This is a genomic window from Pseudomonas syringae group sp. J309-1, from assembly GCF_032582135.1.
GTDB classification, from domain to species: Bacteria; Pseudomonadota; Gammaproteobacteria; order Pseudomonadales; family Pseudomonadaceae; genus Aquipseudomonas; species Aquipseudomonas quasicaspiana.
Genome location: NZ_JAWHNU010000009.1, coordinates 37,105 through 55,679, shown reverse-complemented (window position 1 = coordinate 55,679; position 18,575 = coordinate 37,105). Strand labels below are relative to the sequence as shown.

17 protein-coding genes are annotated in these 18,575 nt (G+C 57.2%); 9 read left to right on the top strand and 8 right to left on the bottom strand.

From position 1 onward, the window contains the following. Positions 1 to 65 precede the first annotated feature (65 nt). The 6 genes from pqqB to RX972_RS07505 form a co-directional block, all read right to left on the bottom strand. A complete protein-coding gene (gene pqqB, locus RX972_RS07530; RefSeq protein ID WP_316873750.1) occupies positions 66 to 977 on the bottom strand; it encodes a pyrroloquinoline quinone biosynthesis protein PqqB in 912 nt (303 codons plus the stop codon). 101 nt (positions 978 to 1,078) lie between these two features. Next, on the bottom strand, positions 1,079 to 1,150 hold the full coding sequence (gene pqqA / locus RX972_RS07525; RefSeq protein WP_008365141.1) for a pyrroloquinoline quinone precursor peptide PqqA: 72 nt from the start codon (positions 1,148 to 1,150) through the stop codon (positions 1,079 to 1,081). Between the two features lie 153 nt (positions 1,151 to 1,303). Continuing rightward, the gene (pqqF, locus tag RX972_RS07520; protein ID WP_316873748.1) at positions 1,304 to 3,592 is read right to left on the bottom strand and encodes a pyrroloquinoline quinone biosynthesis protein PqqF; all 2,289 of its coding nucleotides are present in this window, start codon (positions 3,590 to 3,592) and stop codon (positions 1,304 to 1,306) included. A gap of 408 nt (positions 3,593 to 4,000) precedes the next feature. Next, on the bottom strand, positions 4,001 to 4,801 hold the full coding sequence (locus RX972_RS07515; protein ID WP_316873746.1) for a carbon-nitrogen hydrolase family protein: 801 nt from the start codon (positions 4,799 to 4,801) through the stop codon (positions 4,001 to 4,003). 15 nt (positions 4,802 to 4,816) lie between these two features. Next, entirely contained in the window at positions 4,817 to 6,496 is a 1,680-nt protein-coding gene (locus RX972_RS07510) for a flavin monoamine oxidase family protein (protein ID WP_316873744.1), read from the bottom strand. Between the two features lie 254 nt (positions 6,497 to 6,750). Beyond that, on the bottom strand, positions 6,751 to 7,212 hold the full coding sequence (locus RX972_RS07505) for an Lrp/AsnC family transcriptional regulator (protein ID WP_027899479.1): 462 nt from the start codon (positions 7,210 to 7,212) through the stop codon (positions 6,751 to 6,753). A 411-nt stretch (positions 7,213 to 7,623) separates the two neighbouring features. Here RX972_RS07505 and oxlT point away from each other — a divergent pair, with 411 nt between their 5' ends. Next, complete coding sequence (gene oxlT / locus RX972_RS07500) at positions 7,624 to 8,916, top strand: oxalate/formate MFS antiporter (RefSeq protein ID WP_316873741.1); 1,293 nt, start codon at positions 7,624 to 7,626, stop codon at positions 8,914 to 8,916. After that, positions 8,917 to 10,506 carry a gamma-glutamyltransferase family protein gene (locus RX972_RS07495; protein ID WP_316873740.1) on the top strand — a complete coding sequence of 530 codons (1,590 nt, stop codon included), beginning with the start codon at positions 8,917 to 8,919 and terminating at the stop codon, positions 10,504 to 10,506. It begins immediately after the preceding gene. Positions 10,507 to 10,643: 137 nt separating this feature from the next. Here RX972_RS07495 and RX972_RS07490 read toward each other — a convergent pair whose 3' ends face one another. After that, positions 10,644 to 11,687, bottom strand: coding sequence for a methyl-accepting chemotaxis protein (locus RX972_RS07490; protein ID WP_263269123.1), 1,044 nt, complete (start codon positions 11,685 to 11,687; stop codon positions 10,644 to 10,646). 369 nt (positions 11,688 to 12,056) lie between these two features. Continuing rightward, complete coding sequence (locus RX972_RS07485; protein ID WP_099268486.1) at positions 12,057 to 13,130, bottom strand: FUSC family protein; 1,074 nt, start codon at positions 13,128 to 13,130, stop codon at positions 12,057 to 12,059. A 167-nt stretch (positions 13,131 to 13,297) separates the two neighbouring features. On the opposite strand from RX972_RS07485, the gene RX972_RS07480 reads away from it, so the two are divergent. The 7 genes from RX972_RS07480 (at position 13,298) to RX972_RS07450 (ending at position 18,365) form a co-directional block, all read left to right on the top strand. Then, positions 13,298 to 13,918, top strand: a complete 621-nt coding sequence (locus RX972_RS07480; RefSeq protein WP_027899474.1) for a YjfI family protein — start codon at positions 13,298 to 13,300, stop codon at positions 13,916 to 13,918. A gap of 15 nt (positions 13,919 to 13,933) precedes the next feature. Continuing rightward, entirely contained in the window at positions 13,934 to 14,641 is a 708-nt protein-coding gene (locus RX972_RS07475; protein WP_027899473.1) for a PspA/IM30 family protein, read from the top strand. 92 nt (positions 14,642 to 14,733) lie between these two features. Continuing rightward, positions 14,734 to 15,294, top strand: a complete 561-nt coding sequence (locus tag RX972_RS07470; RefSeq protein ID WP_231672682.1) for a rhomboid family intramembrane serine protease — start codon at positions 14,734 to 14,736, stop codon at positions 15,292 to 15,294. Positions 15,295 to 15,343: 49 nt separating this feature from the next. Continuing rightward, positions 15,344 to 16,012 carry a DUF2491 family protein gene (locus RX972_RS07465; RefSeq protein ID WP_316873739.1) on the top strand — a complete coding sequence of 223 codons (669 nt, stop codon included), beginning with the start codon at positions 15,344 to 15,346 and terminating at the stop codon, positions 16,010 to 16,012. A 12-nt stretch (positions 16,013 to 16,024) separates the two neighbouring features. Then, positions 16,025 to 16,450 (top strand): DUF350 domain-containing protein, encoded by a 426-nt coding sequence (locus RX972_RS07460; protein WP_027899470.1) that lies wholly within the window; start codon positions 16,025 to 16,027, stop codon positions 16,448 to 16,450. A 26-nt stretch (positions 16,451 to 16,476) separates the two neighbouring features. Then, positions 16,477 to 17,193 carry a DUF1190 domain-containing protein gene (locus tag RX972_RS07455; protein WP_231666374.1) on the top strand — a complete coding sequence of 239 codons (717 nt, stop codon included), beginning with the start codon at positions 16,477 to 16,479 and terminating at the stop codon, positions 17,191 to 17,193. Between the two features lie 14 nt (positions 17,194 to 17,207). After that, on the top strand, positions 17,208 to 18,365 hold the full coding sequence (locus RX972_RS07450) for a glutathionylspermidine synthase family protein (RefSeq protein ID WP_027899468.1): 1,158 nt from the start codon (positions 17,208 to 17,210) through the stop codon (positions 18,363 to 18,365). Positions 18,366 to 18,575 lie beyond the last annotated feature (210 nt).

Sequence of the window (18,575 nt, the reverse complement as noted above, 5' to 3'; positions counted from 1 at the left end):
GGTGTGTCAGGTGTATTGCCTCGCCAACAAGTTGGCTCCTACAGGGGCAGCATTCACTCAGATTTTCAAAGCTCAATACTCATCCCATCAAACGCCACTTCGACGTTACGGTGAGCAAGCTCAGCGCGTTCGGACGAGTCTTCGTCGAGTATCGGGTTGGTGTTGTTGATGTGGATAAGCACCTTGCGCTGTTTCGGCAGGCGTTCCAGCACTTCGAGCATGCCGCCAGGGCCGTTTTGTGCCAGGTGACCCATTTCCGTTCCGGTCCGTGTGCCTACCCCACGACGCTGCATCTCATCGTCGTCCCACATCGTGCCGTCCACCAGCAGGCAATCGGCGGCGACCATTTTTTCCATCAGCGCATCATCGACCTTGCCCAACCCCGGCGCGTAGAACAGCCTGCCGCCGGTCTTCAGGTCTTCGACCATCAGGCCAATGTTGTCGCCCGGGTGCGGATCGAAGCGATGCGGCGAATAAGGCGGGGCCGCGCTGCGCAGCGGGAATGGCGTGAAGCGCAGGTTCGGGCAGGCCGGAATCACAAAGCTACCTTCAAGCTCGATCCGGTTCCAGACCAGGCCGCCGTTCCAGTGCTTGAGCATGTTGAACAACGGGAAGCCGGTGCTCAGGTCTTCGTGAACCATGTCGGTACACCAGACCTGATGCGGGCAACCTTCGCGCAAGCTGAGCAGACCGGTGGTGTGGTCGATCTGGCTGTCCATCAGGATGATCGCGCTGATCCCGGTGTCGCGCAGGGCGCGGCCTGGTTGCATAGGGCCGAAACCGGCCAGCTGTGCGCGGATGTCCGGAGAGGCATTGCACAGCACCCAGTTGATGCCATCGTCGGAGAGCGCGATGGACGATTGGGTCCGGGCATGGGCCCGCAGGCTGCCGTCGCGGAAACCGGCGCAGTTCGCGCAATTGCAGTTCCACTGTGGAAAGCCGCCGCCAGCAGCGGAGCCTAGAATCTGGATGTGCATGTCAGCTCCCTGGGGCGAGGCATGAAAAGAGGATCTAAAAGAAAAAAGAACTTACCAATAAAAAAAGCCCCGGCGAACCGAGGCTTTGCACCGCGTTGTCATCAACGGCTTGCGAAGTACATCGTGACTTCGAAACCGATACGCAGATCAGTGTAAGCAGGTTTAGTCCACATAAAAGACTCCTTCTGGGTGATTGCAGCGGTGGGTGGTAAATCGTTAGTACACCTGCAAAGGCATACGTTCGATGATTAGGAAGCTATGTTACTTAATTTAACAAATTCTGGCTGTCGGATTCGTGAACAAAGCTTTTGCAGCTTTGGTAACGATCAGGCCCCGCGCCATGGGGTTTGCTGACTATTGGTCAGGTAAAGCCAGCCGCCCGTGGCCTGTCGAAGGCTAGCAGCGGCTTGCAACACAGTCTGCCGGTCGAGGTTTCGTAATGTTTCATGTAGCGCGGACACGAACCGTTCGTCGCGGCCCGCCAGATACACCTGCCAGCGCAGTTCGGCTGCTTGGGCGGTTTCCATGGCATCAAGATCCAATTGCGCGACCAAGGCTTCAGTCTGGGCTGTCAGCTCAGCGTCGTTGATCCAGTCAGGCAGATCGTTCAGAAACTGTTCTATGTGCTCTACCAGTTGTGGCACCGAGGCGTTAGGCGACTGGACACCGAAGAGTATTCCCGTTCGTCCGGCAATCTGCCGCAAACCGCTGAACACTGCGTAACCCAGTTGCAGCTCGACTCTCAGCCGTTGGTAGAACGGGCTTTGTGCCAGATGAGCCAGTAATCGCCATGCAGCTTCGTCGGCGATGGAGGAGGAGGGTGTGGGGCAGAACAGCAGCACGGCGCTCTCCGAGGATTGTGGTGCGGCGGACTGCCAGTGCTTACCGGCTGCCAGCGCTGGCGCTTGGAGTGTTTGCTCGTCCCGCTGGCCCGGCGTACTGCGTAAGACGCTGTTCAGCGTAGGGATCGTTTCCTTTGCAAAACCTGACGTGAAGCTGATCCACTGCGTGGCTGGCCAGAAGGCTTGAACTTCGGCGGTTTCACTGGCGGGTGCTGCGTTCAGATAGCAATCGGGCAGTGCTTTGAGCAACTGCCGGATTGGAATCAGGGCAGGTTCATCGCCGGGTTGGCCCAGGCTTGCATCGTCGGGGGCGCTCAGTCGTTGTAACGCATGCTTGAGGATTTCAGGCATCGGGGCGTCGAGGCCGCTGAGTTTGAGTTGCCAGTAATGGCCGTACGCACTGAACTCAAGGTTGACGCCTGCTTGCTTCGCATCCCGCGCCAGGGGCTTCAAGCTCTGCTCATACATCCGCCACAGCGTGGGTTGCGGGGATGGCAGGCGCCAGCGCAGATAGAGCGCGCCTTCGTGGCCGTTACTCGGTACGGTCAGGAAAGGGTTTGGTTTCGGGAACTGCCAGCGGATTTCTGAAGGTTGTGTGTTCGGTTGAATCTGTCCCAGTAAAGCGATCAGCGCTTTGCCGCCTTGCTCGGATAAGCCTTGAGGCAGGTTGCGGGCGTGGTGGTGGGACAGTTCCAGAGCGGAGCTGACATCCAGTTGTCGTTGCTGAAGGCGGTTGTAGTCGTCGCGCAGGGTTGGCCATTGGGTTTTGAGGTTTTGTGTCAGTACCGACGCCATCGCGGGCAAGCGCGCTCCTACAGAAGCAACATACTCTCCTGTAGGAGCGCGCTTGCCCGCGATATCGGTTTCACTGACAACGCTAACATCGACCTTGATCAAAATCTGACCAGCAAACTGATAAACCACTTCCGCCTTCAATGCTTCAACCACGCCCTGCGCTCGACTGCCATTCAGGCAATGACACAGAAACGCGGCAGCCTCATCCGCTCCGTCAGGCAAATCCTCACAGGCCAGAAGCAGTTGTTGATCGGCCCTCACAAGTATCCGATCCCCATCATCAACCAGCTTCGGAGGGGTGGCTTGCGCGACCTTTACGCCACTGGCCAGCCCTGCGCCATAATTCGTCGCCAGCTGTTTTAGCTCCTCCAGCGACTGAGGCCCCGCCAGGCACAAGGTCATTTGCCCAGCCTGATAAAACCGCTGATAAAAATCCTGCAACGCCTGCTGAAACGCCGGACGCGGCACCGGCAAGCTATAGCGATTGCCTGCATGAAAGGCGCGCAGTGGATGGCGAGCTGAAATACCTTCCAGCATCTGCATGTGCTGGCGTGCCGTGACGTCGCGAGACCAGGCGATGAACTCGGCATGCAGGACTTCCCGTTCGCGCAGTTGATCCGCCATCGTCATGCGCGGATGAGCGAGCATGTCGCAGAGACGCTCCAGCCCTTGCGCGAACGCCGTCAACGGCAGCTCGAAAAAGAAATCAGTGGTTCGCTCACGGGTACTCGCGTTGATCTGCCCGCCATGACGCTGGACGAAGGCCATCAGCTTTTCATCCCCTGCAAACCGATCGGTGCCGAGGAAGAACAAATGTTCCAGAAAATGCGCAAGCCCCGGCCATGCAGCGGACACATCATGACTCCCCGCGGCCACCCGCAACGAAGCGGCGCAGCGCTTGAGCCGTGGCGCATGGCACAGCACGACGTTCAGGCCGTTGGCGAGGGTCAGATGTTCGGTGGTGGGCGAGGCAGGCATGGGCGTTCCGGGAGACGTGATCGGGTCATGCTAGCGGAATTGGTTATTCATGGCACCGCGCGGTCTTGCGGTAAACACGGTTCTATGTGGGAGATGCCCCGGTGTCCCTGACACCACGCTGTCGCGCAGCAAACACGGGACCTGTAGGAGTGAGCTTGCTCGCGATTCGATCTGTTGGTCGATGAATATATTGCCTGTGCTGAAGCTATCGCGAGCAAGCTCACTCCTACAGAAAATGCATTCCAAATCAGGTAGTTATTTCTTGTTTGATAGGAGCGGTGCTTGCCCGCGATAAGGAAACCGCGATCTAAAGTGAATCGCATCCTGCCTTATCGCGGGCAAGCACCGCTCCCACATGAAAATTGCATCTATTCAGTGATTTATATTGTGTTTGACATGAGCTGCCGCTCAATCCTCACCCAACCCCACATACAACCCCGGCCGTCGATCATTGAAGTAGGTATTGATCGACCGCGACTGCTCCATCAACTCTCGATCCAGGGTGCCCGAGATCAACACCTCGTCCTGTTGAGCCACGGCCAGTCGGCTGCCGTCCGGAGCGCAGAGGCTACTCAGACCGCAGTAATGAATGTCGCCCTCGCTGCCGCAATAATTGGCGTAAACCACGTAGCACTGATTCTCGTAGGCCCGGGCACGAACGGTCACCTCGGCGACAAAATCATAAGGGGCCATATTAGCCGTTGGCACCAGAATCAACTCGGCACCTTCCAGCGCCAGACGTCGGGTGTTCTCCGGGAACTCAACGTCGTAGCAGATCAGAAAGCCCAGCCGCCAACCGTTCAACTCCACAATCGGAAAACGGTCCTCGCCGGGGCTGAACATCGCCTTGTCCAGGTCGCCGTACAGGTGTGTCTTGCGATAGTTGCAAAGGGTCTTGCCGTGGCCGTCGATCAACTGCACAGAGTTGTAAATCAGGTCGTCAGCGCCCAGCTCCGGATATCCATAAAGGATCGCAATGTCGTAACCCTTGGCAATCGCCGCGATATCACCCGCAGCGAAGCCATCGCTGGGTTGCGCCAAGGTACGCGCCGCCTCGGCACCGATGTTGTAGCCGGTGAGAAACATTTCAGGGCAAACCAGCAGCTTTGCACCGAGTGCTGCCGCCTCTCGCGCCTGATCATCCAGACGTTGCAGATTGCCGCCGATATCCAGCGGCAGCGGCGGGCATTGGTACAGGGCGATGTGCATGGTTCAGCCTTTTGTTCAATCGGTCAGGGCGATGGGACCAATCTCGTGGAACACATCACCGGGGCCTGGGTTGTCGGCGTGGGTCTTGCCGCCGAAATGGGTCATGATGCCCCACACCGCATTCAGTGAGGTCTGCACTGCGCCTTCCACCCACGCTGGAGTCCAGGATACGTCGTCTCCCGCGATAAACATGCCGCGCTGTTCGACAGGCATGTCCTGCTGCATGAAGTGCGCGTACATCCGCTGGTTGTAACGGTAATGTCCCGGCAATGCACCTTTGAAAGCGCCAAGGAAGTGCGGGTCCGATTCCCAGGAAACGGTAATCGGGTCTCCGATGATCCGCGCGGCGATGTCGACTTTAGGGTAGATCTTCTTCAGCGCATCGAGCGCCAGTTTGACGCGTTTTTCGATGGGCTGCGGTAGCATCTTCAGCGCATCACTCATCCACGAGTAAGACAGGCAGATCACGCCTGGCTTGTCGTCACCGTTTTCGAACAGGTAAGTGCCGCGGGTCAGACGGTCGGTGAGGGTCATGCTCATCAGGTCGCGGCCGGTTTCCGGATCTTTGTCCTTCCAGAAGGGACGATCGACCATCACGAATGTTTTTGACGATTGCATGTAACGGGTACGGTCCAGTGCCATCCACATTTTTTGCGAGAACAGTGATTCTTCGCATTCGATCTGGGTGGTCAGCAACCAACTCTGGCAGGTGGTCAGTACCGCCGCGTAGTGGCGGGTGTCACCCCAGTTATCAGTGACGGCCAGCAGACCGTCTTCGGCGCGGGCAATCCGCTTTACACCGGTACGTGGCGCGCCGTGATGCAGCGAAGCAAGGCTGGTGCCTTCCGGCCAGTGGGCGCAGCGCTCCGGTACATGGCGCCAGATGCCCAGCGGCACTTGCTCTACGCCACCCACGATCAGGTGCTGGTGATCGTCGCAGTTGGTCATGACCACGCGGAAGATTTCCAGCATCGAGTTGGGGAAGTCCGAGTCCCAGCCGCCGGTGCCGAAGCCGACCTGCCCGAAGACTTCACGGTGGTAGAACGACAGTTTGGCGAACGCTTTGGAGGTGGCGACGAAGTCATAGAACGTACGGTCATCCCACAATGGCACCAAGGTGTTCCACAGTTCTTTGAGGCGCGGCACATCACGGTCGCGGATGGCTTGCTGGATATCCTTGAAACCCGAACCTTCTTCCAGCGCATCAGCCCAGGCGTCGGCGACTTCCTGGAACATCGCGGGGAGATCCGAGAGTTTCTGCGCGTAATAGGTGACGCCTTCCAGATCGATAACGGTACTGCCCGAGGCGGCCGTCAGCGGGTTTGGGAAAGGCTTCGATTCCAGGCCAAGCTTGTCGACGTAGTGATAGAACGCCGTGGAAGACACCGGAAAACGCATACCGCCCAACTCCGCGATGATGCCTTCAGTGCCTTCGAAAGCCTGGGATCGCAGACGGCCCCCCATCTTGGATGCTTCGTAGACGACAGGCTTCAGACCCAGCTTCATCAGTTCATAGGCCGCCACCAGACCCGCGATGCCCGCGCCAACGATCGCCACTTCCTGACCGTGATTCTCGGCAGGAATACTGCCCAGCCCGGCGGGGTGTTCGATCCAGTCATCGAAGGCGAAGGGAAAGTCCGGGCCGAAAATAGTGATCGGCTTCTTACCGTCTGCGGGGTGGCGACTGTTTTTCATGACTGACCTAGCTGACACGCGAAAGCGACAGTTTAGACAAGCGCAGGGACGTAAATAAGACGCAAAGTGTCGTCGTTATGGAGTGATTTTGTGCGATATGACGATGCTGGTGGTCAGTTAGACAATTTCCCTTTATCTACCCAAACCGTTTTGGATTGAAATGCATTTCTGTAGGAGCTGCCGAAGGCTGCGATGGCGGTGTGTCAGGATAAATGCATCGCAGCCTTCGGCAGCTCCTACAGGAGGGCGTTGCTCTAAACCGGCTGCCCGCGATCAATCTTGCTGCTGAGAATGATCGAGGTCGTAGTTTTTTCGACGCCATCAACGCTGCCGATCAAATCCAGCAACTGGTCCAGTTGCTCCGGCGAATCAGTGCGCAGCCAGGCTACGTAATCAAACTCACCACTCACAGCACACAGCTGCTGGACCTGAGCCAGGCTGCTCAAGCGGCGTAGCACTTCCTTGCCCGAGCGCGGTTGCACGGTGATCCCGACGTAGGCCTGCAACCCCCCGTCAACCACCCGCTGACTGAGGCGCACGCCATAGCCGGTGATGACCTTGGCGCTTTCAAGCCTTGCCAGCCGGGACGTCACGGTGGTCCGGGCGATGCCCAGTTGCCGGGCAAGCATGGCAACACTTTCGCGAGCATTAATCTGCAGGGCTGCGATCAATTGGCGGTCGACTTCATCAAGGACGGGTTGGCGAGTGGTGGACAAAGAGTCTCTCCTTCAAGGCTGCGGGCATATTACCTGTGGCGGCCGCGGATGGGGGGCGTGCGGGCTAAAACGAAGCAGGCAGAATCATTCTGGTGCGCACAATGTGAGCTACCAAGTGAACAAAAAAGGCGATGTGTCCGTTAAGCGATGCCTTGTGTCTTGCCAGCGTTAGATGAGCCTGAAAGTTAGGCGTAAGGTTAAGGCCGTTAATAAGTAATGTGTAAATGTAATCCGTAAACCATTAATGCTTGTATTTCGACTTTTGCTTCGGAATTTATAAGTGCGGGCGATGGTTTTGTATTAGCGCAGATTGGACTTGTGAAGTTCTAGATTTTTACTGTTACTGCTTAAATATTATTGGCATGCCGCTTGCTGAACACACGTATACCCACTTGCACAGTGAGATTCGTTATGGTCAGCAAGACGCTTACGCTAGAGCAGCCAGTCGTCGGGGCTTTCAGTTCGCGCTGGTATCAATTGGTTATTGGCATGGTTTGTATGATGGCCATTTCCAGTCCGCAATATGTATGGACTTTATTTACCGGTCCGTTGACGCAGAAACTGGGTGTTTCTCTGGCTCAGGTGCAGATAACATTCTCGCTATTAATTATCCTTCAGACCTTCTTTTCACCCGCCCAGGGCTGGTTGATTGATCGTTTTGGCCTGCGAAAGTTGATCGCCACGGGATGTGTACTGTCCGGGTTGAGTTGGATTCTCGCCAGCCAGGCAACCTCACTGACTTCGCTGTACCTGAGTTATGGCCTGCTGGGTGGTCTGGGGACCGGCATCGTGTATGTCGGGATCGTCGGCTTGATGGTTCGTTGGTTCCCGGACCGCCGTGGTCTGGCGGCGGGCGCTGTTGCTGCAGGTTATGGCATGGGCGCGATGCTCACGACCTTCCCGATCAGCAACAGCCTCAAGGATATCGGCATGGAGTCGACGCTGATGACCTTCGGCCTGATCCTCGGCATCGTCGGGTTTGTCGCTTCGCAGTTCTTGCGGCAACCGCCCGCGCAACTCGCCGAACAGCCGGTGCCAATCGTGGGCCGAGTGGTTGCGGATGTGGCACCGCGACAAATGCTGAAAACACCGGTCTTCTGGCTGATGTTTGCGATGTTCACCATGATGTCCACGTCGGGCCTGATGGTCACTTCGCAGATGGCCAGTTTCGCCAAGGACTTCGGCATGACCAACGTGATGGTCATGGGCATGGCGGCCCTGCCACTGGCGTTGACCATCGACCGTATTTGCAACGGGCTGACGCGGCCTTTGTTTGGCTGGATCTCAGATCGCTGGGGCCGGGAAAATACCATGGCCTTCGCTTTCTTCTTTGAAGGCGTCGCGATGACGTTGTGGTTTCTGACCATCGATAACCCGGTCCTTTTCGTGTTGCTGTCAGGCGTGGTATTTCTCGGCTGGGGTGAGATTTTCTCGCTGTTCCCGTCGACGCTGACGGATACCTTCGGCAGCAAAAACGCGACGACCAACTACGGCTTTCTGTACATGGCCCAAGGCATCGGCTCAATCTTCGGCGGTCCGGTGGCGGCCTTGCTGCATCAATACACCGACAGCTGGGTACCGGTGTTTGCCGTTGCGATCAGCTTCGACATCATTACCGCTGCGCTGGCTTTTTTCGTACTCAAACGCATGCGCATCAACTGGCTGGCGAAGAACGCCCCGCAGCCCGTCAACCAAGGAGTCTGAATGCTTAATACAACGCTCGCTGCCCGTGGCATCGCCGTCGCGCCTCATAGCCTGGCTGCGCAATCGGCACTGGCTGTTTTGCGTGAGGGTGGCAACGCAATTGAAGCGATGGTCGCTGCTGCCGCGACGATTGCGGTGGTGTATCCACACATGAACAGCTTGGGCGGCGATGGCTTCTGGTTGATTGTGCCGCCAGAGGGAGATCCGGTTGCCATTGATGCCAGCGGCCCTGCCGGGAGCCTCGCGACCATAGAGCATTACGCGGGCATGACGCGTATTCCGGTTCGAGGCCCTGATGCTGCGCTGACGGTTGCCGGTACTGTCGGCGGTTGGCAAGAAGCGTTGCAGGTCAGCACCGAAAGGGGCGGTCGTCTGCCGCTGCCTCGACTGCTGGCCGATGCAATCTTTTATGCGGAATCCGGCATCCCGGTGACGCCGTCCCAGCACATGGCAACGGCAAGCAAGAAGGCTGAATTACAGGATATTCCAGGCTTCGCCGAAACCTTTTTGCACGACGGCCAAGCGCCTTTGGCAGGCAGTCTGTTCAAGCAAACGCGTCTCGCGACTACTTTGCGAACCCTGGCAGAAGAGGGGCTGGACAGTTTCTACCGCGGCTCGCTGGCGGACTCCATCGCCATGGATCTGGAGCGGGTAGGCGCGCCGGTCACTCGTAGCGACCTGGCCGGTTATCGCGCGAAACGTGTCCGGGCCTTGGCGCTCCAGCACAGCGCTGGCACCGTGTTCAACATGCCGCCGCCGAGTCAGGGGCTGGTGTCGCAATTGATCCTTGGCATCGCAGACCACGCTGGCCTGAGCCAGTGCACGGCTGACAGCGCCGAGCATATCCACACCCTTGTGGAGGCCACCAAACTGGCCTTTGCAGTGCGCGATGAGCACATCACCGATCCCGAGCACATGACCATCGAGCCACAGGCCTGTCTTGAAGCTGACTACTTGCATGCTTTGGCTGAACGCATCGATCCACATCATGCGGCACTCTGGGGGGAAGGTAAGGGACCGGGCGATACGATCTGGATGGGCATCATCGACAGCAGTGGTTTGGCGGTGTCGTTTATCCAGAGTATCTATCACGAGTTTGGCAGTGGCGTGGTGCTGCCGGAAAGCGGCCTGAACTGGCAGAATCGGGGCGCTTCATTCAGCCTCGACCCTGATCACCTGCTGGCGCTGAAACCCGGCAAGAAGCCGTTCCACACATTGAACCCTGCGGCGGCGCGGTTGAGTGACGGCCGTACGCTGGTCTATGGAACCATGGGCGGAGATGGTCAGCCACAGACACAGGCTGCGGTGTTCAGCCGATACGCGGTGTTCGGCCAGCCACTGCAACAGGCTGTCACCGCGCCACGCTGGTTGCTGGGCAGAACCTGGGGCGACAGCAGCGATACGTTGAAGCTGGAGTCACGCGTCGCACCTGAGGTCATTGAGCAGTTGAAAGCGCTCGGTCATGAGGTCGAGATACTTGCGCCCTTTACCGAAACCATGGGGCATGCGGCAGCGGCGGTTCGTTTGCCGAATGGCTCTTTCGAAGGCGCGTTTGATCCGCGCAGTAATGGGGCTGCTGCGGGGTATTGAGTGTAATCACACATCAACACGGTCCCTGTAGGAGCTGCCGAAGGCTGCGAATGCGGTGTTTCAGGATAAATCCATCGCAGCCTTCGGCAGCTCCTACAGGAATTCATTTCAAACTATTTAGCTTGATCTACGCCGCGCTACCCCTCTATCGCGGGCAGCTGCTGCTCGATCACACCCAGCCAGCCCATGCCTGGATAGGTTTCGAATCCAGGTGTCATCGAGTAACCCTGAATGACGTTGTTAGCCTGAGCGCTGTAACCGCTGGCTTGTCCGGCTTTTAACTTCAGGTCAACGTTTTGGCCCAAGTGGCTTTGGGCGTCGGAGCTGGCAATGACCTTGTGATTGGCATCCACCAGCATGACCCGGCTGCGAGCGCGCTCTTCGTCGCTCAAGCGCACGCCGTTGATGATCGAATCCGCCTGATTTTTCCAGTCAAAGAAAATCCCGATCACGCCAATCACGGGCGTCTGCTTTCCAGCTTTGCTGCGTACAGCCGCACTGAACGCACAGGTTTGCGAGCCGTTAAGCAACGGTTCCACGGCCACTTCGCCGGCGAAATACTGATCGCCGGATGAGTGCCGCACGGCTTGCTTGAACCATGGCGCCTCGGCCACGTTGGCACCGATAACCTTGCCAAAAGTGTCCGGTCGACCCGAGGCGATGACGCGCCCTTTGGTGTCGGCGACCCAGATGTCCAGGTACACGGTGTAGCTGTCGAGAATGATCCCCAACCGCCCGCTGGCGTGAGCACTGGTTTGCGGCGTGGTTGTGGTTAACGCATCGACCAGGGAGGCGTCGGTTGCCCACCAGCGGACATCGCACGTGCGTTCATAAAGGTTGCGGTCGATGATCTCGATCATGTTCAGCGACAGATCTGCCAGCCGCTGACCTCGCACGTCGAAGCACATCCCACGGCCCAGGTCGGTCAGCTCGTTGACTGATGCCTGCAAATCCTGGGTCAGGCCACTGGCGATTTTCGAAATCCGTTCGGAAATGTCTTTGACCTCCTCTGCCACCACCGAGAAACCCAGGCCGGCTTTACCCGCATGCGCCGCTTCAATCAGCGCGTTGATCGCCAATAATCGGGTTTGCCGCGTGATCATCTGTATGTCGCTGACACCTCGATTCGCTAACGCTTCCACTTCCCGGGAGAGAGTGACGATCCGTTCGGGTTCGATCATTTTCGTGTACTTCAAAGAGTGATTAGGCGGCAGCCTTCACATAAACATGTGCAAAGAAGGTATAGAAAAAGGGGCCGGTAATTTGCCCCTTTGAAATTCGGGAAGTGTGGACTTCCTCTTTGTTTTGTCGCTGATAGCAATGTGCGTTTGGGCAAGCTATAGCAGTTTTAAAGATATGTCATCTGTGAGGCTGATGAAGCCAGAATCTTGTCCGTTGTGTCGCTTTTAAAAGCGTTTTCGGTCGCGATCAGGATGTTTTTGCAGATGAAGCTATCTTCCCTTTGTGACAGCGCTATGACGAAGATTTGACTAGGGGGCCCAAAGGGCAGGTCGAAAAACGAAGCAGCCATTCAAGCAACTGCTTCATGCTCAAATTTTCCAGCGTCTGGATGTCTTTGCCAGCCTTTGCTGCAGGCCGTCGATGTTGCTCGCCAGTTGCAGCATCAACAGGTGATATCCGGTCAGTTGCACCGGTATCGGGTAACCCATGTCTGGCAGACTGGTTTCGGAGGTACGCTGCAGGCGCTCGGTAGCGCCTGTCTGCAGAGCGCGCGCCATGGCGATCAACTGGCGGCGGGTTTGACGAAACTCCGTGTCCAGACGTGCGCGCCACTCAGGGCCGGCCGCTTGATCAAGATCATCAGGCCGTATATTGGCGAGGATCTCCAGCGTGCTCAGGCACATACGGAAGTGGCCTTGAATGGCATCCAGTTCGACCATGGAAATTCGCACTTCCTTGGACACCGACGGCAACAGCGAGCGCAATTGCAGCATCGTGCTGTTCAGGCGAGCCACTAACTTCAAATGCTCATCAGCCGCTACCGGCTGGCCGTGGATGATTCGGCCATAGACCTTGGCGCAGTCACGCAAGCCGCTGGCCAGGTTGTAGCGCCAGGAGAAGACCGCATAAAGCGGCAGGGCGAAAGAGAACGCCAGCGCCAGTGCGATACCGATCAGGATGTCGACCGTGCGCCACAAGCCATCGCTGATCGGGTTGTAGCCATGGCCTGCGACGATGAACAGGGTAATAGCCGATAGCAGAGCGGTATAACCGCCTTTACCGATCGCGTGATACGCAAAGAATCCGCACATCACCGACATCATGGCGTAGGTCAGCAGCGGTATCTCCAGATAGCCTTGCTGCACAACGACCAGCAATCCAAGCCCCGCGCCAATTAACGTTCCGTAGGCTCGTTCGACTGATTTTTTGCGGATATTGCCATGATGCTGCAAGCCGCCAATCACGATCAGCATCGTCACCGATGCCCACTCGCCGTGAGGCAGGTTGAGCCCTGTGGTCAACAGAATCGTCACCAGCAACCCGACCGCAATTCGCGCCGCGTGGATCAGGCGTGCGTGGCGGAAGCGGCGATAAGGATCCAGCAAAGGTCGCAAAACGCGACGCAGCCAGAAAGGCAAACGGAGAGAGCGGGAATTCGTCATGCGTAAAAGACCGCGCGGTTTGAGAATCGATCCCGGAGGAGACGCGGGATGGCGTCAGTAAGCCACAGCCGCAATGAAATGTTTCATCACATGTGAGGTATTGCGTATCAGTTTTTTTGAGCGTAGCTTGCTGACCTATCACATGTGATGTCCCGGAAGGCGCTTGGATGGCTCGAAAAACTTCAACCGACTACATGCGTGAAATGCGTGCACGGCTGACGGCGGCCGGGTACGTTAAAAGAGAGCTGTATGTGCTTCCTGAAAACGCTGAAGTCTTGAGAAACGTCGAAAAAGTGTTACGCCAGCCCTATTTGGGTAACCGCATCAAACTGGAGGAATTCATGAGCGAAAATACCAACTGGACCATCGACACGCTGCACTCGGCGCTCGCTGAACTGGACGTGGTAAAGAGTAATGAAGTCGAGTTGACGCTGGTTCAGGGGGCCGAGCCAAGCTTGAGCGTGACGATGAACAACTTCGGCGGCCTGCCGATCATCATTGCGATTGCTGGCGATCAGATTCTTGTGGATTGCGTACTGGTTTACGCCTCCCAGGTAAAAGACGTCGCGGCTTTCAACGACACCGTTTTGCGCAGCCGGGACATCTTCCCGCTGTCGTCCATCGGTATCGAAACCATGCCGAACGGCGAGACCGTTTACAGCATGTTTGGCGCGCTGAGCGCGGCTTCTTCACTGACCGTCATTGTCCAGGAAGTGTTTACCCTGGCAGACAACGTGATCCGCGCCGCTGATGCCTACGAAGATTTTTTAACAGTTGACTCACAGTAATCGGGAGACAAATCAATGAGCCTTTGGAAGAAAATGGTTACCGCTATGCGTGGCGGCGCCTCCGAGGTCGGTGAGGCAATCGTCGACGCTCAGGCACTCCGAATTCTGGACCAGGAAATCCGTGACGCCGATGCCTCTATGCTCGCCGCTCGCAATCAACTGATCCAGATCAAAGCCAAACACAAGCTGTCCGTACAGCGTGTGGATGAACACGACAAGAACATCGCCAACTGGGAACAGAAAGCCATCGCCGCCATGAACAAGGGCGAAGAAGGCCTGGCTCTGGAATGTGCGGAAAAGGTTTCCGAACTGACTGCACTGCGCGATCAGGAAAAAGCCGCAGCTGACCAGTTCGGCATTCAGGTCACCAAGTTGACGGCTCAGGTCACCAAGGCCGAAAGCCAGATCAAAGGCCTGCGTCAGCAAGCCGACATGGCCAAGGCGCGTGACAGCGTGCAGAAAGCGCAGATCAACGCCGCGGCAGCCACGGGCGGTGCCAATGGTCGTCTGGAAACTGCAGTGGGTTCGCTGGCGCGCATCAAGCAGCGTCAGGACGAGCAGGATGCCAAGCTGGAAGCCGCAGAAGAACTCGCGGACGCCGCTAATGGCGGTGATCTGGAGCGTCGTCTGCAAGACGCTGGTATCGGTGCGAAAACCGGTGGCGCTGCTGACGTGCTGGCTCGCCTCAAGGCGCAGAACCAAGGCGGCAACGCGGGTCAGTAACATCGTTGAAAGAGGGGCAGGCGGATACCCGTTTGCCCCTTTTTTCTGTTTGCTTTTCTCGATAGCCTTCGTCTGATTCGAACGGTGCCTACATGAATGTCGGAAACGGGCTACGGGTTATTCTTGGCCTTGCCGCTGTGATGATTGCAGTTCAGGTGATTAACTCGCTGACCGCAAACAGCCTGCTGAATCATGGTCTGGTTCCCAGGACCTGGTCGGGGCTGCAAGGCATTATTTTTTCCCCTTTTCTGCACGGCTCTGTTCGTCATTTGCTGAGTAATCTGCTGCCCTTTATCGTGCTGAGCTGGTTGGTGGCAACTGAAGGCTTGCAGCGTTATGTTCGTGTGGTTTTGCTGGTAACGCTGTTAGGCGGCCTGTTGGTCTGGATGGTGGGTCGGCCGACGATTCATGTCGGGGCCAGCGGATTGATCTTTGGGTTGTGGGCTTATCTGTTGGCGCGCGCGTGGTTTCAGCGCAGTCTGGTCAGCTTCGCCGTCGCATTGATCACGTTAGTGGGTTACAGCGGACTGGTCCTGGGCTTTATACCGGTGCCGGGCGTCTCGTTTGAATCACACATTGCGGGCGCGCTTGCAGGTATTGTCGTGGCCTGGCTGATGCACGCAAAAGGGCTGGTGGAAAAACCATCAGTTTGAGCAATTTCGCGCTGAGCATCGCTCCGGCGTCAATGAAAGGAAACGCATTATGAGTTGGATCAAACGAGCTTTGGGCCTGGCACCGCCAAAGCCATCCGCCGCGACCGCGCCATTGAATGGCGCTGCGTTGCTCGCGCCGTTTGGCCTGGGAACCGGGCGCATGCTGGATCTTGATGACTCCCTCAAGCTGCTGCTTGATGGGCATTCGGAACTGGTCGTACCCAACGAAGAGGTGGTCTGGTCTGTGGGCCATGTTGACCTCGGACAGTCCATCCGGCTGGTGCGCTTCTATTTCGAAGATGAAGACTACTGGATGCAGGTCATGATGAATGGCCCTGCGGCTGAAGACGTTCAGGACGTTATCCTGTTCGGCTACAGCAGTGTCGTGACCATCAACAGCGAGTCTGAATTGAAGCGTCTGGTGGGCCCTGAATCGAAAATCGGTTTGCCAGTGTATGAGCATGACGGCTGGGAGTACGAGCGCCAGTGGGGTACTGAACAAGGACAGACTGAGCTGACGCCGATGACTGAACATGTTGCCAACCCGGATGGCAGCTACCGTATCGAGCATTTGAGTATGCTGTACGCCCGCGACACGGGCTTGATTGATCGACGCGAGTTTTTGCTGCTGTCTGTCGAAGAGGATGAAGAGGGCGTGGTCTCGCTCACAACCTCGGTTGGCGTCACGCTGCAATCCACTGATTTCACCGTCCTCTAAAAGGAAGTAAAAATGCTTGATGCGCTTAGTTTGTCCCTCAGTTTTCAATCCGTGCTGAGCTTCATTATCTACATCATTGTGGCGGGTGGCTTGTTCGCTCTGTTCCAGATGGCCTACACACGTCTGACGCCGCACAAAGAGTTCGTGCAGATTCGTGAAGGCAATGTCGCTGCAGCTATTGCGCTGGGCGGTGCGTTGATTGGTTTCGCCCTGCCTGCTAGTAACGTGATTACTTACAGCATCAGTGTGCTGGACGTTGTGATCTGGGCGCTCATCGCAGCCGTCGTGCAATTGTTGGCGTTCACCGCGACCAATTTTGTTCTCAAAGACCTCTCGGCTCGCATCACCCGTGGCGAACTGGCCGCTGCCATTTACGCGGCCAGCGTTTCGATCAGTGTTGGCTTCCTCAATTCGGCCTGCATGACGCCGTCGACCTGATTGCCTGTGATCGAAAGGAGTATTCGATGAGACGTAGTTCTTTGAAGCTGGTCCTGGCCAGCACCTTGCCGCTGGCAATCAGTGCGTGCAGCAAGTCCGATACTGTGGAAGTTACGGCCCAGCAAACGTATCCGACTGTGCAAGCCTGCGTGGACCAGAAGGTTCCCGTCGATGTGTGCTCGGATGCCTACATGACGGCCTTGGCGGATCACCGCCGTATCGCGCCAACGTACGACAATGCGGCCGCCTGTGAAGCGGATTTTGTCCCTGATTACTGCCAGCAGAATTCCGACGGCAAATTCACGCCCAAGCTGGGCGGCTTTCAGCTGGAGATTTCCGGTGAGCTGCCCAAGGATCAGGTCGAGGCTGCCAAGGCTCAGGCGAACCAGTCGGGGGGCTCAGGCTTCGCCAGCTCCGGCGTCAACGGGTTTCTGATGGGCATGTTGGTCAGCAACATGATCAACGGGTTCAGTGGCGGCGGCGGTCGTTACTATTCCCAACCGGTTTATCAGGAGCGCGACTCGCGCGGCGGCTATCAGTCCTCGACGCTGTCGCGTCAGATTGAGCGCGGCAAGACCTTCGGCAATTCTACCCAGGCGCGCACCAGCTCAACCGGTACCTACACCAAGAGCACACTGGGCCGTAACGCTTCTGTTTCGTCGTCGGTTTCCCGTGGCGGGTTTGGCAGCCAGGCAACGGCTCGTAGCGGCTGGGGCGGCAAAAGCAGCGGTTTCGGCGGCTAACGGGAGCGCCAGTCATGAAAAAGATCAGTATCGAAGAGCGTCCTGACTGGCGCGAAACCGCCGAGCGTGAGGGATTCGATTTCCACACCATCGACGGTGAGCGCTATTGGGATGAGCGCGCTTACTACCAGTTCTCCGAAGCTCAGATCACCCGCGACATCGAGGCTCCGACTCAGGAGCTTCATGCCATGTGTATGGATGCCGTCGAGCGGGTGGTGGAAAGCGAGGAGTTGCTGACTGAACTGGCCATCCCGCCAGCGTTCTTCGATTTGGTCCGGACGTCCTGGAAGGAAGGGCACCCACATTTGTACGGGCGCTTCGACTTCAGTTATGACGGCGTGAATCCGGCTAAGCTGCTGGAAGGCAATATGGACACGCCAACTTCTGCCTATGAGGCTGGCGCATTCCAGCTCATCTGGCTGGAAGAGCAAATTGCCCGAGGCGTCTTGCCTGCACATGCCTCGCAGTTCAATTCGCTGGCAGAAGATCTGGTCCGGGCTTTCGCAGCCATCAGAGAGGGCGGGCCGTTCTACTTCTCCGCCATGTCAGGTTCAGCAGAAGACCGAGGCACCACTGAGTTCCTGCGCAAGATGGCGGAACACGTCGGCATCGAAACCCGGCACATCGACATCGAAGACATCGGCCTCAACTCCCAAGGCCGCTTCGTCGACCTTGAAGGCCGCTGGATCGAGCGTATTTTCAAACTGCATGCCTGGGAACACGTGTTCCACGAGCCTCATGGGCAGGCAGTCCCGCAATGCGACACGCAATTCATCGAGCCTGCGTGGAAGTCCATCATCTCCAACAAAGGCATTCTGCCGCTGCTCTGGAAATTCAACGAAGGCCATCCGAACCTGCTGCCGACCTTCGTCGACAAAGACCCGCGAGCGCCTGTCCCTAAAGGCTGGGTCCGCAAACCCTACTTCTCCCGCGAAGGAGCAAACATCGAAATCCGCACCCCTGGTGACGAAGTCATTTTCGAAGACGGCCCCTACAACGACGCCCCCTACATCCTGCAGCAATTCGCCCCGCTGCCACGTTTCGGCGACAGCTACACACTCATTGGTTCATGGGTCGTGGGCGATGTGGCTTCAGGGATTGGCATTCGGGAAGACGACAGCCTGATCACCAAGGACAGCAGCCGGTTCTTGCCGCATGTGGTGGTGGATTGAGGCTACGAAACTGCAAGCGCGGTATACCTGTGGGAGCGAATTCATTCGCGAATGCGGCATCACGGGCGACAGTTCTTTATCGGATGCACCGACCCCTTCGCGAATGAATTCGCTCCCACACAGGCTGTGTGAAAACCTCACGAGCCAATTAGCTGGCTAAAAAACGCTCAAAAAACCGCGCTCCTACGTGAGTTTGAGGTCTGTGACCCA

Coding starts and splice junctions, on each gene's coding strand:
- pqqB (WP_316873750.1), bottom strand. CDS start 977: ATGCACATCCAGATTCTAGGCTCCGCTGCTGGCGGCGGCTTTCCACAG.
- pqqF (WP_316873748.1), bottom strand. CDS start 3,592: ATGCCTGCCTCGCCCACCACCGAACATCTGACCCTCGCCAACGGCCTG.
- RX972_RS07515 (WP_316873746.1), bottom strand. CDS start 4,801: ATGCACATCGCCCTGTACCAATGCCCGCCGCTGCCGCTGGATATCGGC.
- RX972_RS07510 (WP_316873744.1), bottom strand. CDS start 6,496: ATGAAAAACAGTCGCCACCCCGCAGACGGTAAGAAGCCGATCACTATT.
- oxlT (WP_316873741.1), top strand. CDS start 7,624: ATGGTCAGCAAGACGCTTACGCTAGAGCAGCCAGTCGTCGGGGCTTTC.
- RX972_RS07495 (WP_316873740.1), top strand. CDS start 8,917: ATGCTTAATACAACGCTCGCTGCCCGTGGCATCGCCGTCGCGCCTCAT.
- RX972_RS07490 (WP_263269123.1), bottom strand. CDS start 11,687: ATGATCGAACCCGAACGGATCGTCACTCTCTCCCGGGAAGTGGAAGCG.
- RX972_RS07485 (WP_099268486.1), bottom strand. CDS start 13,130: ATGACGAATTCCCGCTCTCTCCGTTTGCCTTTCTGGCTGCGTCGCGTT.
- RX972_RS07480 (WP_027899474.1), top strand. CDS start 13,298: ATGGCTCGAAAAACTTCAACCGACTACATGCGTGAAATGCGTGCACGG.
- RX972_RS07475 (WP_027899473.1), top strand. CDS start 13,934: ATGAGCCTTTGGAAGAAAATGGTTACCGCTATGCGTGGCGGCGCCTCC.
- RX972_RS07470 (WP_231672682.1), top strand. CDS start 14,734: ATGAATGTCGGAAACGGGCTACGGGTTATTCTTGGCCTTGCCGCTGTG.
- RX972_RS07465 (WP_316873739.1), top strand. CDS start 15,344: ATGAGTTGGATCAAACGAGCTTTGGGCCTGGCACCGCCAAAGCCATCC.
- RX972_RS07460 (WP_027899470.1), top strand. CDS start 16,025: ATGCTTGATGCGCTTAGTTTGTCCCTCAGTTTTCAATCCGTGCTGAGC.
- RX972_RS07455 (WP_231666374.1), top strand. CDS start 16,477: ATGAGACGTAGTTCTTTGAAGCTGGTCCTGGCCAGCACCTTGCCGCTG.
- RX972_RS07450 (WP_027899468.1), top strand. CDS start 17,208: ATGAAAAAGATCAGTATCGAAGAGCGTCCTGACTGGCGCGAAACCGCC.